The following is a 13,363-nucleotide window of genomic DNA, read 5'->3' as shown; positions in this document are numbered from 1 at the left end:
AATGGGGATTAGGAGGGAAACCATGAGATTTTATACAATTAAGTTACCTAAATTTCTTGGTGGAATTGTTCGTGCGATGTTAAATACCTTTAAAAAAGACTAAAAAAAGCACCTATTACCGGTGCTTTTTCCATTGGTATAGTAAAAAAAGAGCCTAGCGGCTCTTTTTTTTATTATTAAACACGTTCGATTTTGCCAGATTTTAATGCTCTAGCAGAAACGTAAACACGTTGAACTTTACCGTCGATGCGTACGCGAACTTTTTGAAGGTTAGCGCCCCATTTACGTTTTGTAGCGTTCATTGCGTGAGAACGAGAGTTACCAGAACGAGCTTTTCTTCCAGTGATAGCACAAACACGAGCCATTTATATTTCCCTCCCTTGATACCTTACCATACGTAATTTTTCAATGTTAGTCTTTTATGCGATGCTAAAAACACTACTATAATTTAACACAACTAAAAAGAGAATGCAACACCGTAGGAAAAAGAAATCAAGAAAAATTACTTGACACTATATATCAATGAAGAAAAGTTGAAATCAAGAAAAATTGCTTGACATATTATAGTGGTACATGTTGTATAATAACAATGGACTATTTTGCTCATCATAAAAAAATGTAATTTAAAACATAAAATATGAGAGTGAAAAAGAAAGAACGATGGAATTTTCTTTAAAAAGATTATATGATAGTAACTAAAGTAGTCTAGCTCACTTTCACCATTTATGAAGGGGGAAACGAGATGTCAATTGAAATTAAAACGAAGTACGGTCAAATTGATATTAGTACAGATGTAATTGCAACAATTGCTGGAGGTGCCGCAGTAGATTGCTACGGTATCGTAGGTATGGCATCAAAAAATCAATTAAAAGATGGATTAACAGACATTTTACGAAAAGAAAACTTCACTAGAGGCGTAATTGTTCGTAAAAATGAAGATGAAGTACATATTGATATGTATATTATTGTGAGCTATGGTACGAAAATTTCAGAAGTAGCACATAACGTGCAGACGAAAGTGAAATATACATTAGATCAAACTGTAGGACTAGCAGTAGATTCTGTAAACATCTACGTACAAGGAGTTAAAGTAATAAACTTGTAATGTGCATTAAGGAGGAAAATCTGTGTCAATTCAAAAAATTGATGGGAAACGTTTATCACAAATGATCATTCAAGGAGCGAATAATTTAACAAATAATGTTCAGCTTGTTGATGCATTAAACGTATTTCCAGTTCCAGATGGCGATACCGGTACAAACATGAACTTATCAATGACTTCAGGCGCACGTGAAGTGAAAGCAAATCCTTCACAGCATGCTGGTAAAGTCGGCGTAAGTTTAGCCAAAGGATTATTAATGGGAGCACGTGGTAACTCTGGTGTTATTTTATCTCAATTGTTCCGTGGTTTCTCTAAATCCATTGAACAAAAAGAAGAATTAACAACAGTTGATTTTGCTGCAGCTTTAGAAGCTGGAGTAGAGGCGGCTTACAAAGCGGTTATGAAACCGATCGAAGGAACGATTTTAACGGTTGCAAGAGAAACGGGTAAATATGCAGTGACAGTTGCGAAAAAACAGCGCGACTTTGTTTTGTTTATGGAAGACGTTGTGAAAGAAGCAAATGCATCGTTAAATCGTACGCCAGATTTATTACCTGTATTAAAACAAGTTGGCGTTGTAGATAGCGGTGGTAAAGGTCTTGTTGTTGTATACGAAGGATTTTTAGCTGACTTAAAAGGAGAAACGATTTCTTCTGATGCGCCTGCACAACCATCTATGAATGAAATGGTACGCGCAGAACATCACCGTAGTGTACAAAGCCAATTGAGTACAGAAGATATTAAGTATGGATATTGTACGGAATTCATGGTGAAATTAGAGCCTGAAAAAATGAAGGAACATAATTTCTCTGAACAAAAATTCCGTGAAGATATTAGTGTGTACGGAGATTCACTACTTGTTGTATCGGATGATGAGGTTGTAAAGGTTCATATTCATGCGGAACATCCTGGAGATCCTATGAACTACGGACAGCGTTACGGTAGTCTAATTAAGATCAAAGTAGAAAATATGCGTGAACAGCATACTGCTTTATTAGATGAACCTACTCCGATGCCTGAACAAACGAATCAGCCAAAAGAGAAACAACCGTATGGTATTGTAACTGTAGCTATGGGATCTGGTATTAAAACTTTATTTGAGAGCATTGGCGCAACAAAAGTTATCGAAGGTGGCCAAACGATGAATCCAAGTACGGAGGATATCGTGAAGGCGATTGAAGAGGCGAATGCTGAAAAAATTATCATTTTACCAAATAACGGAAATATCGTGATGGCAGCAGAACAAGCAGCATCAGTGGTAGATCAAGAAGTTATTGTTGTTCGTTCAAAAACAGTTCCTCAAGGTATGGCTGCTATGTTAGCATTTAATCCAGTTGGAACGTTAGAAGAGAATGAAGAACACATGAAAGAAGCTTTATCCCATGTGAAAACAGGTCAAATTACGTATGCTGTTCGTGATACGGAAATTGATGGCGTAGCAATTCAAAAAGATGATTTCATGTGTATTGCAGATGGGAAAATTGTATCTACAAATGCTGAAAAAGTAGGAGCTGCGAAGCAATTACTAGAAGCGCTAATTGATGAGGATTCTGAAATCGTAACGATTCTACAAGGTGAAGATGCAACAGATGAAGAAGTGGCTGAATTAGTTACGTTTGTAGAAGAGAGCTTTGAAGATGCAGAAGTAGAAGTACATGCAGGGAACCAACCGGTGTATTCTTTCATCTTCTCTGTAGAATAAGAAAAGATTCGTTTTGAAAATAAATGGATTACTTACTTGCTAATGGATAAGAAGTAGTGATATGAAATTTATTACTAGTTTTTATTCAAAAGGCTAGCATATTGATGATAGAAAAGAGCCTTGCTGCTAAAAGTGAGGCTCTTTTCTTACGTGTTGTATAACTTTGTTTTATATAGAGGGATTAGAGTAGTTTCTCTTAGAATGCCTATGATAGAATATATAGGGTGAAAGAGAGCGATTACAGATGTTAATGATGTTAATGGTTAATCAATAGAGTGAAACAAAGAAAATAATGTGACGGAGCGTGAGAATCTTGAATGAAGTTGTACAAGTTCCTGTTACGGATGTAAAGGGAATCGGAGGAGAAACATCTGAGTTATTACACGAGATGGGAATTTATACAGTTTCTCATCTATTAGAACATTTTCCGTACCGTTATGAAGACTATGCGATGAAAGATCTTGCTGAAGTGAAGCATGATGAGCGTGTGACAGTTGAGGGGAAAGTTCATAGTGCTCCTTTACTGCAATATTATGGGAAGAAGAAGTCGCGTCTAACAGTTCGTGTCCTCGTTGGTCGTTATTTAATTACAGCTGTATGTTTTAATAGACCATACTATAAACAGAAGTTAAAGTTAGAGGAAACGGTAACAATTACTGGTAAATGGGATCAGCATCGCCAAACAATTGCTGTATCAGAACTTCATTTTGGACCAGTTTTACGTCAACAAGAAGTAGAGCCTGTATATTCAGTGAAAGGAAAACTGACAGTAAAACAGATGCGCCGTTTTGTTGCGCAAGCATTTAAGGAGTATGGAGATTCCATAGTCGAAGTATTACCAGACGGTTTGTTAAGTCGGTATAAATTATTACCACGCTATGAAGCGCTTCGAGCGTTACATTTTCCAGTGGGACAGGAAGACTTAAAGCAAGCGCGTCGCCGTTTTGTATATGAGGAGTTTTTCTTGTTTCAGTTGAAAATGCAAACACTTCGGAAGATGGAAAGGGAAAATTCGAAAGGGACGAAGAAAGAAATTTTGTCAGTAGAGTTACAAGAGTTTACCGATGCGCTTCCATTTCCGTTAACTGGCGCACAACGCCGAGTTGTAGATGAAATTATGAAAGATATGACATCTCCTTATCGAATGAATCGATTATTACAAGGTGATGTAGGGTCTGGGAAAACAGTTGTCGCTGCAATTGCTCTTTATGCGGCGAAATTGGCTCATTACCAAGGCGCTTTGATGGTTCCTACAGAAATTTTAGCTGAACAACATTATCAGTCGCTCGCTGAGACATTTTCGCATTTCGGTATGAAGGTTGAATTACTAACAAGTTCTGTTAAGGGTGCGAGACGTCGAGAAATTTTGGCGAAATTAGAACAAGGAGAAATAGATATCCTCGTTGGGACGCATGCTTTAATTCAGGATGAAGTTATATTTCATAGGTTAGGTCTCGTTATTACCGATGAACAACATCGATTTGGTGTAGCGCAGCGCCGGGTTTTACGGGAGAAAGGTGAAAGTCCAGATGTGTTATTTATGACGGCGACCCCAATTCCGCGTACGTTAGCAATCACTGCATTTGGAGAGATGGACGTTTCTATTATCGACGAAATGCCAGCTGGTAGAAAGGTAATTGAAACGTATTGGGCAAAACATGATATGTTAGATCGTGTTCTCGGTTTTGTGGAGAAAGAGATAAAAAAAGGAAGACAAGCATATGTTATTTGTCCTCTTATTGAAGAGTCTGAGAAGCTTGATGTGCAAAATGCTATCGATTTACATAGTATGCTGACGCATCATTACGAAGGGAAATGCCAAGTTGGATTAATGCATGGAAGGCTATCATCTCAGGAAAAAGAAGAGATAATGGGACAGTTTAGTGAAAATAAAGTGCAAATTCTTGTATCGACAACAGTTGTTGAAGTAGGTGTGAACGTACCAAATGCGACTGTTATGGTTATTTATGACGCAGAGCGTTTCGGTTTATCACAGCTCCATCAGCTGAGGGGGCGTGTTGGACGTGGTAGTGAACAATCATATTGTTTATTAATCGCGGATCCGAAATCGGAAACGGGAAAAGAACGAATGCGTATTATGACTGAAACGAATGATGGATTTGTATTGTCAGAAAAAGATTTAGAGTTACGAGGTCCTGGGGATTTCTTTGGAAGTAAGCAAAGTGGTCTGCCAGAATTTAAGGTTGCTGATATGGTACATGATTATCGGGCGTTAGAAACTGCTAGACAAGATGCGGCAATATTGGTAGAATCAGAAGCATTTTGGCACAATGATCAGTATGCTTCGCTGCGTACTTATCTTGATGGAACGGGTGTGTTCCAAGGAGAGAAGCTCGATTAAAGGGAGTCAACAAAAGTTTTTGTTGCATTCTACTTTTAATGATTATATACTACTGTTAGTACCTAGTCATAAAAATGGATGGTGCGGTATGAAAAAAAGAAGAAGTAAAAAAGAAAGACAAGAATTATTACAACAAACAATAGAAACGAATCCTTTTATTACGGATGAAGATTTAGCTGAAAAATTTCAGGTGAGCATACAAACTGTTCGTCTTGATCGTATGGAATTATCTATTCCTGAATTAAGAGAGCGAATTAAGCATGTAGCTACAAAGCAACATGAAGAAGATGTGAAATCTTTACCGTTAGAAGAGGTTGTCGGAGAAATTATCGATATAGAATTAGATAGACATGCTATTTCTATCTTTGAAGTAAAGATAGAACATGTATTTAAAAGAAATCAAATTGCTCGTGGGCATCATTTGTTTGCACAAGCAAACTCACTAGCTGTTGCAGTTATTGATGAAGAATTAGCTTTAACTGCAAAGTCTACCATTCGATACATTCGTCCTGTAAAATTAGGAGAGCGTGTTGTTGCAAAAGCGCGTGTTGAGGATGTAGAGAATGATAAAGGACGGACGGTTGTCAAAGTGCATAGCTTTGTTGGAGAAGAACTTGTTTTTACAGGCACTTTTGAAATGTATCGATCTAGTAATTATAGTGAGGAAGGTAACAACTTATGAAAATCGCAATAGATGCAATGGGAGGCGATCATGCTCCAAAGGCTGTAGTATTAGGAGCAATGAAAGCTATTAAGGAATATTCAGATATACATATTACGTTAGTAGGGAAAGAAGAGGAAATTCGTCAATACTTAACGAGTGAAGAGCGAATTACTATACTTCATACAGATGAAAAAATCGAAGCGACAGATGAACCAGTAAGAGCGGTTCGTCGAAAGAAACAAGCTTCAATGGTACTTGCAGCGCAGCAAGTAAAAGATGGTGTTGCGGATGCTTGTATATCAGCAGGGAGTACAGGAGCTTTAATGGCGGCTGGATTGTTTGTTGTCGGTCGTATGGAAGGGATTGAAAGGCCAGCTTTATCACCTACAATGCCAACTGTTGATGGGGAAGGTTTTGTTATGTTAGATGTTGGAGCAAACGTTGATGCAAAACCAATTCATTTATATCAATATGCAGTAATGGGATCTGTTTACGCAGAGAAGGTAAGAGGGATTAAAAACCCTCGCGTTGGACTTTTGAACGTTGGAACAGAGGATGGTAAAGGAAACGAGCTTTCAAAACAAGTATTTGCTATGCTCAAGGATGCGCCAATTAATTTCGTTGGAAACGTTGAATCAAGAGACTTATTGCAAGGTGTAGCAGACGTTGTTGTATGTGATGGTTTTACGGGTAATGTAGCGTTGAAATCATTAGAAGGAACAGCACTTGCGTTATTCTCTATGTTAAAAGAGCAACTAATGAGTTCATTTACGAGCAAATTAGCAGCAGCAGTATTAAAACCAAAACTTATGGTATTAAAAGATAAAATGGATTATTCGGAGTATGGAGGAGCGGCGTTATTTGGATTGAAAGCTCCTGTCATTAAGGCTCACGGTTCTTCTAATGACCAATCGATATTTAGTGCGATTCGTCAAACGAGAGAAATGGTAGCGAAAGAAGTAATTCCTACAATTTCAAGTGTAATGGAGAAGGAGCCGCTTCAATAAGAGGAGGATTTGAAATGGGAAAAATAGCATTTCTTTTTCCGGGCCAAGGTTCACAGGCAGTTGGAATGGGTAGACAGTTAGCGGAGAATAATAAAGAGGTTGCGAAAGTGTTTGCAAAAGCGGATGAAGTTTTGCATGATTCTCTTTCAGAAGTGATTTTTGAAGGACCGCAGGAAAAGTTAACATTAACGACAAATGCGCAACCTGCATTATTAACAACGAGTTTTGCAATTTTAACAGCTTTGAAGGAGTATGATATTATACCTGACTTTGTCGCAGGACATAGTTTAGGTGAATATAGCGCTCTTGTAGCGGCGGGTGCATTAACTTTCGAAGACGCTGTATATGCTGTAAGGAAACGTGGCGAATATATGGAAGAAGCAGTTCCAGGCGGGGAAGGTGCAATGGCAGCTATTTTAGGTGCAGATCCGGATATGCTGAAACGAGTTACAGAAGAAGTAACAAGTGAAGGATATGCAGTACAAATTGCTAATATGAATAGCACGAAGCAAATTGTTATTTCTGGAACAAAGCAAGGAGTAGAACTTGCTTCTCAGAGAGCGAAAGAAAATGGTGCTAAAAGAGCAATTCCGCTAAAAGTAAGTGGACCGTTTCATTCCTCGCTTATGAAGCCAGCTGCTGATAGGTTCCAAAGTGTTTTAAATGAAATTACAATTCAAGACACGGATATTCCTGTTATTGCAAATGTTACGGCAGACGTTATTACACGTGGTACAGATATTCAAGAAAAGCTAATTGAACAGCTCTATTCGCCTGTATTATGGTACCCATCTATTGAGTACATGGTGAATCAAGGGGTAGATACATTTATTGAAATCGGACCTGGAAAAGTACTTGCTGGTCTTATGAAGTCGATTGATTCTTCAGTGAAAGCATATGCGATATATGATGAAGAGACATTAAAAGATACCATTTCAAATTTGAGAGGAGAAAGCTGATGTTAAAAGGGAAAGTAGCATTAGTAACTGGTGCATCACGTGGAATTGGTCGTGCAATTGCGATTGATTTAGCGAAACAAGGGGCAAATGTTGTAGTAAATTATGCTGGTAATGAGCAAAAGGCGAATGAAGTCGTTGATGAAATAAAGAAATTAGGTTCGGATGCAATTGCAGTAAGAGCAGATGTTGCAAATGCTGATGATGTTACAAGTATGGTGAAACAAACTGTAGATACGTTTGGACAAGTTGATATTCTTGTAAATAACGCTGGTGTAACAAAAGATAATTTATTAATGCGTATGAAAGAAGAAGAATGGGATACAGTTATTAATACAAACTTAAAAGGTGTTTTCTTATGTACGAAGGCAGTATCTCGTTATATGATGCGTCAACGTCAAGGACGTATTATTAATATCGCTTCTGTTGTTGGTGTAACAGGAAACCCAGGACAAGCAAATTATGTTGCTGCTAAAGCTGGTGTAATTGGATTAACAAAAACATCAGCAAAAGAATTAGCGAGCCGAAATATTACTGTAAATGCAATTGCTCCAGGGTTTATTGCGACTGATATGACGGATGTATTAGATGAAAATATAAAAGCAGAAATGTTAAAATTAATTCCTGCAGCTCAGTTTGGTGAAGCACAAGATATCGCAAATACTGTAACGTTTTTCGCTTCTGATCAAAGCAAATATGTTACAGGTCAAACGTTAAATGTTGATGGCGGTATGGTAATGTAATAAAAGAATCGATTTCACCTAGTTTTTTTGGACAATATTTTATATAATATTTGAGGGGAGGTGAATAGAATGGCAGATGTTTTAGAGCGTGTAACAAAAATTGTCGTTGATCGTTTAGGAGTAGAAGAAACTGAAGTAGTACCAGCTGCAAGCTTCAAAGAAGATTTAGGCGCAGACTCCCTAGATGTAGTAGAACTTGTAATGCAATTAGAAGATGAATTCGAAATGGAAATTTCTGATGAAGATGCTGAAAAGATTGCTACTGTTGGCGATGCTGTGACTTACATAGAGAGTCATCTATAATGTTGAGTGAAGTCCCGTTTTTTAACGGGGCTTCTCGGCTTATATCTGGAGGGACCTATGCCGTACCGAAAACATAGAGAAAAAAAATACGAAGCAAAATATCGTGAAGCTTTTAAAGTATTTCAAGAAAAGATAGGTATTACGTTTACAGATGAAAAATTATTGATTCAAGCATTTACGCATTCATCGTATGTGAATGAGCATCGAAAAAAACCGCATGAGGACAATGAGCGTCTTGAATTTCTTGGCGATGCTGTATTGGAACTCACTGTATCACAGTATCTGTTTCAAAAATATCCGACAATGAGCGAAGGAGAGTTAACAAAACTACGTGCAGCTATTGTATGTGAGCCATCTCTTGTTCGTTTTGCAAACGAAATGTCATTTGGTAGCCTTGTTTTATTAGGAAAAGGTGAGGAAATGACGGGTGGACGTGAACGACCAGCCTTATTAGCGGATGTCTTTGAAGCGTTTATTGGTGCCCTTTATCTTGATCAAGGGCTAGAAACAGTTTGGGGATTCTTAAAAGAAGTTGTATATCCAAAAATTAATGAAGGTGCTTTTTCTCATGTGATGGATTATAAGAGTCAATTGCAAGAATTGATTCAGCGTGATGGTAGTGGCAATATTGAGTATCAAATTTTGCAAGAAAAAGGACCGGCCCATAACCGAGAATTTGTGTCACGTGTTACGTTAAATAACGTGGCGTTAGGTCTTGGTAGTGGTAAGTCAAAAAAAGAAGCAGAGCAACAAGCTGCTGCAGAAGCATTGAAAAAGTTAAAAGAACAATCATAAGGAATCCCCCTTTGAATGAGGGGGATTCCTTATGCATAGAATGAAACTTTCCTTTTATTTGTAAATAAAAGGATGGGGAAATCCGTATAGTAGCTTGTTTTCGTACAGACAACGTTTATAATAACGGAGAATAGGAGGAAGGCCTTTCGTGTTTTTAAAAAGATTAGAAATAGCAGGATTTAAATCTTTTGCTGAGCGTGTATCTGTCGATTTTGTTCCAGGTGTAACTTCTGTAGTAGGACCTAACGGGAGCGGGAAAAGTAATATTACTGATGCAATTCGCTGGGTACTTGGTGAACAATCTGCAAAATCATTACGCGGTGCAAAGATGGAGGATATTATTTTTGCTGGCAGTGATACGAGAAGAGCGGTTAATGTTGCTGAAGTTACATTAACTTTAAATAATGAAGACCAACGCTTACCGATTGAGTATAACGAGGTGTGTGTAACGCGTCGTGTATCTCGTTCGGGTGATAGTGATTTTTATATTAATAAACAATCTTGTAGATTGAAAGATATTATTGATTTATTTATGGACTCTGGTATGGGAAGGGAAGCTTTTTCAATTATTAGCCAGGGGAAAGTCGAAGAGATTTTAAGTAGTAAATCAGAAGAACGTCGTGGTGTATTTGAAGAAGCTGCGGGTGTGCTGAAATACAAACTTCGTAAAAAGAAAGCTGAAGGGAAATTGGCGGAAACACAAGAAAACTTAAATCGTGTACAAGATATTATTCACGAATTAAGTAGTCAAGTAGAACCACTAGAAAGACAAGCTTCTATTGCGAAAGATTATCTTGAGAAAAAAGAAGAATTAGAGAAAGTAGAAGCTGCGCTTATTGTGCATGAAATTGAAGAATTACATGAAAAGTGGGAAGCGCTTCGAAATCAATTTGGGCATAATAAAGATGAAGAAGCCAAAATGTCGACGAACTTACAAAAAAGTGAAGAAGAACTTGAGGAATTACGTGGGCAATTACAAGCGGTTGATGAATCTGTAGACTCCTTACAAGAAGTTCTCCTTCTTTCTAGTAAAGAGCTAGAAAAACTAGAAGGACAGCGTGAGTTGTTAAAGGAAAGAAAGCAAAATGCAACGACGCATTGTGAGCAACTTGAAAAACTAATTGTTGAGTTGGCAGAGAAAGCTAAAAGTTATGATGGTGAAATTGAAACAAGTACAGAAGCGTTAATGCAATTTGTGAATCAAGTAAAAGAGTTGGAGACAAAATTGCATGATAACGAGCAACTACTTGCAACTTTTGCCGAGAATTTAGAGGAACAGATTGAGAATTTAAAAGGTGATTATATTGAACTTTTAAATCAACAAGCAAGTCATCGAAATGAATTATCTATGATTGAAGAACAATCTAAACAGCAAAACTCTAAAAATGAACGACTTGATGAAGAAAATGAAAAATATGTACAGATGCGTATGGAAATTACAGCGAAAAAGGCGAAACTTGTAGAAAGTTATGAGCAAGTGAAAGAGAAAGTAGCTGGCATTATTTCCAGCATACAGAAGACAGAAGCTGCGCTTGGGAAATGTAAGTCGCAGTATAGTGAAAATGAAACGAAACTGTATCAAGCGTATCAATTTGTGCAACAGGCGCGCTCACGAAAAGAAATGCTAGAAGAGATGCAAGAGGACTATTCTGGTTTCTATCAAGGAGTGCGTGAAGTATTAAAGGCTAGAGAAAATAGGTTACAAGGCATTGAAGGAGCGGTTGCAGAACTTCTGACTGTGCCGAAAGAATATGAAATCGCAATGGAGATCGCCCTTGGGGCAGCGATGCAACATATCGTAGTACAAACAGAAGAACATGCTCGTAATGCAATTGCATTTTTAAAGCAAAATAAACATGGCCGTGCAACGTTTTTACCTCAAGCTGTTATTAAAAGTAGATCGTTATCATTTGATCAATTACGCATTGTGAATCAGCATCCATCGTTTGTTGGTGTGGCGGCAGAACTTGTGCAGTACAATAATAAATATGAGAATGTAGTTTCAAATTTATTAGGTACTGTTGTTGTTGCGAAAGATTTACGCGGAGCAAATGAGTTAGCGAAACAACTGCAATACCGCTATCGTATTGTAACGCTCGAAGGTGACGTAGTGAATCCAGGTGGTTCTATGACTGGTGGAGCTGTAAAACAAGCGAAATCCTCTATATTGGGGCGTCAACGTGAACTGGAAGAGTGGACTAATAAGCTAGCTGATATGGAAGAAAAAACAACGAAGCTAGAAAACTTTGTTAAAGCAGTAAAGCAAGAGATTCAAGAAAAAGAAGTACAAATACGCGAACTACGACAAGGTTTAGAAACAGAGCGTGTAGATGAACAGAAATTAAGAGAAGAAATTAGTCGTTTAGAATTAGAAGAACATCGTATTAATGATCGTTTATCTATTTACGATTTAGAGATTGAAGGATTTTTACAAGATCAAGTAAAAATGCAAGGGCGTAAAGAAGAGTTAGAAAAGATTTTAGCGACTCTTCAAGCAGAGATTACGGAATTAGATAGCAAAATCGTCGCTTTAACGAAACAAAAGAGTGAGCAACATTCTTCGAAAGAAAAAGTTCAGAAGGAAATGACTGAGCTAAAAGTACAAGCGGCTGAACAACAACAGCGTTTGTCTAATCAAAAAGAAAAAGTTGAACGATTGACGAAGGAAAAAGAAGAGACAGATGCGACGCTTGTAAAAACGAAAGAAGATTTAGCATTCTTAAAACAAGAGATGACATCTAATTCAAGTGGTGAAGAACAAATTACGAATATGATTGAGAAGAAAGCGTATGATCGTAATCAAACTTCGGAGTTAATTCGTTCTCGCCGTGAACAACGCGTAACATTACAAGAGAGAGTAGAGCATTTAGAACGCAATGTGAAAGAAACAATAGGTAAACATAAATATATTCTTGAAATGTTGAAAGATCAAGAAGTGAAGATTAACCGACTTGATGTAGAGCTGGAAAATAGATTGCAACATTTGCGTGAAACATATACTATTTCATTTGAAGCAGCAAAACTGAAGTATACAATGACGATGCCTGCAGAAGATGCACGTAAAAAGGTGAAACTAATTAAACTATCCATCGAAGAGTTAGGCACAGTAAACTTAGGGGCAATTGATGAATATGAGCGTGTAGCAGAGCGTCACACATTCTTGCTAGAGCAAAGAGATGACCTAGAAGAAGCGAAATCGACATTGCATCAACTTATTACGGAAATGGATGAAGAGATGAAAAAACGCTTTTCTACCACGTTTAAAGGCATTCGAACGGAGTTTCAATCTGTATTCTCTGAATTATTCGGAGGCGGAAGAGCGGATTTAGTAATGACAAATCCAGAAGATTTATTAAATACTGGTATTGATATCGTAGCGCAACCGCCAGGGAAGAAATTACAAAACTTAGGTTTACTTTCAGGTGGAGAGCGTGCTTTAACGGCAATTGCGCTCTTATTTGGTATTTTAAAAGTACGCCCAGTTCCATTCTGTGTGCTAGATGAAGTGGAAGCGGCTCTTGATGAGGCAAACGTTGCTCGTTTTGCACAGTATTTAAAGAAATTTAGTGATGAAACGCAGTTTATTGTAATTACACACCGAAAAGGTACAATGGAAGAGTCTGATGTACTGTATGGTGTAACAATGCAAGAATCAGGGGTGTCTAAGCTTGTTTCTGTTCGTTTAGATGATGGAGAAGAACTTGTGGCAAGTAAATAGGAAGGATGGGA

The 13,363-nt window shown here is 37.7% G+C and carries 12 protein-coding genes; 11 read left to right on the top strand and 1 reads right to left on the bottom strand.

The annotated features are described in order from the left end of the window. Positions 1–22: 22 nt before the first annotated feature. Positions 23–103 carry a stage V sporulation protein SpoVM gene (gene spoVM / locus MR109_RS01925; RefSeq protein ID WP_001213599.1) on the top strand — a complete coding sequence of 27 codons (81 nt, stop codon included), beginning with the start codon at positions 23–25 and terminating at the stop codon, positions 101–103. A gap of 73 nt (positions 104–176) precedes the next feature. Here the strand turns inward: spoVM and rpmB are convergent, their stop codons facing one another. Further along, on the bottom strand, positions 177–365 hold the full coding sequence (gene rpmB, locus MR109_RS01920; RefSeq protein ID WP_000124776.1) for a 50S ribosomal protein L28: 189 nt from the start codon (positions 363–365) through the stop codon (positions 177–179). A 377-nt stretch (positions 366–742) separates the two neighbouring features. Between rpmB and MR109_RS01915 the strand changes: the two genes are divergently transcribed. The 10 genes from MR109_RS01915 to smc all read left to right on the top strand — a co-directional run bounded on the left by MR109_RS01915 (position 743) and on the right by smc (position 13,352). Continuing rightward, a complete protein-coding gene (locus MR109_RS01915) occupies positions 743–1,105 on the top strand; it encodes an Asp23/Gls24 family envelope stress response protein (RefSeq protein ID WP_002173116.1) in 363 nt (120 codons plus the stop codon). A gap of 22 nt (positions 1,106–1,127) precedes the next feature. Continuing rightward, on the top strand, positions 1,128–2,804 hold the full coding sequence (locus MR109_RS01910) for a DAK2 domain-containing protein (RefSeq protein ID WP_048373932.1): 1,677 nt from the start codon (positions 1,128–1,130) through the stop codon (positions 2,802–2,804). Between the two features lie 313 nt (positions 2,805–3,117). Further along, positions 3,118–5,166 carry an ATP-dependent DNA helicase RecG gene (recG, locus tag MR109_RS01905; protein WP_071718847.1) on the top strand — a complete coding sequence of 683 codons (2,049 nt, stop codon included), beginning with the start codon at positions 3,118–3,120 and terminating at the stop codon, positions 5,164–5,166. Positions 5,167–5,254: 88 nt separating this feature from the next. After that, on the top strand, positions 5,255–5,848 hold the full coding sequence (fapR, locus tag MR109_RS01900; RefSeq protein ID WP_242270759.1) for a transcription factor FapR: 594 nt from the start codon (positions 5,255–5,257) through the stop codon (positions 5,846–5,848). Continuing rightward, positions 5,845–6,837 (top strand): phosphate acyltransferase PlsX, encoded by a 993-nt coding sequence (gene plsX, locus MR109_RS01895; RefSeq protein ID WP_098473413.1) that lies wholly within the window; start codon positions 5,845–5,847, stop codon positions 6,835–6,837. Before fapR ends, plsX begins: the two co-directional genes overlap by 4 nt. Positions 6,838–6,851: 14 nt before the next feature. Beyond that, positions 6,852–7,796, top strand: coding sequence for an ACP S-malonyltransferase (gene fabD / locus MR109_RS01890; RefSeq protein WP_002173111.1), 945 nt, complete (start codon positions 6,852–6,854; stop codon positions 7,794–7,796). Further along, positions 7,796–8,536 carry a 3-oxoacyl-[acyl-carrier-protein] reductase gene (gene fabG / locus MR109_RS01885; protein WP_002173110.1) on the top strand — a complete coding sequence of 247 codons (741 nt, stop codon included), beginning with the start codon at positions 7,796–7,798 and terminating at the stop codon, positions 8,534–8,536. Before fabD ends, fabG begins: the two co-directional genes overlap by 1 nt. Before the next feature lie 69 nt (positions 8,537–8,605). Further along, a complete protein-coding gene (acpP, locus tag MR109_RS01880) occupies positions 8,606–8,839 on the top strand; it encodes an acyl carrier protein (protein WP_002014515.1) in 234 nt (77 codons plus the stop codon). Positions 8,840–8,896: 57 nt separating this feature from the next. Next, a complete protein-coding gene (gene rncS / locus MR109_RS01875) occupies positions 8,897–9,634 on the top strand; it encodes a ribonuclease III (protein ID WP_048373923.1) in 738 nt (245 codons plus the stop codon). Positions 9,635–9,782: 148 nt separating this feature from the next. Beyond that, entirely contained in the window at positions 9,783–13,352 is a 3,570-nt protein-coding gene (gene smc, locus MR109_RS01870) for a chromosome segregation protein SMC (RefSeq protein ID WP_242270757.1), read from the top strand. Positions 13,353–13,363 lie beyond the last annotated feature (11 nt).

The sequence above is a fragment of the Bacillus cereus group sp. BfR-BA-01310 genome (genome assembly GCF_022664325.1).
Taxonomy (GTDB): domain Bacteria; phylum Bacillota; class Bacilli; order Bacillales; family Bacillaceae_G; genus Bacillus_A; species Bacillus_A paramycoides.
This window is presented reverse-complemented; position numbering and strand designations above follow the sequence as displayed.

Excerpts from the sequence above, each read along its gene's own strand:
- acpP (WP_002014515.1), top strand. The coding sequence starts at position 8,606 with ATGGCAGATGTTTTAGAGCGTGTAACAAAAATTGTCGTTGATCGTTTA.
- fapR (WP_242270759.1), top strand. The coding sequence starts at position 5,255 with ATGAAAAAAAGAAGAAGTAAAAAAGAAAGACAAGAATTATTACAACAA.
- rpmB (WP_000124776.1), bottom strand. The coding sequence starts at position 365 with ATGGCTCGTGTTTGTGCTATCACTGGAAGAAAAGCTCGTTCTGGTAAC.
- fabG (WP_002173110.1), top strand. The coding sequence starts at position 7,796 with ATGTTAAAAGGGAAAGTAGCATTAGTAACTGGTGCATCACGTGGAATT.
- plsX (WP_098473413.1), top strand. The coding sequence starts at position 5,845 with ATGAAAATCGCAATAGATGCAATGGGAGGCGATCATGCTCCAAAGGCT.
- fabD (WP_002173111.1), top strand. The coding sequence starts at position 6,852 with ATGGGAAAAATAGCATTTCTTTTTCCGGGCCAAGGTTCACAGGCAGTT.
- MR109_RS01915 (WP_002173116.1), top strand. The coding sequence starts at position 743 with ATGTCAATTGAAATTAAAACGAAGTACGGTCAAATTGATATTAGTACA.
- spoVM (WP_001213599.1), top strand. The coding sequence starts at position 23 with ATGAGATTTTATACAATTAAGTTACCTAAATTTCTTGGTGGAATTGTT.
- rncS (WP_048373923.1), top strand. The coding sequence starts at position 8,897 with ATGCCGTACCGAAAACATAGAGAAAAAAAATACGAAGCAAAATATCGT.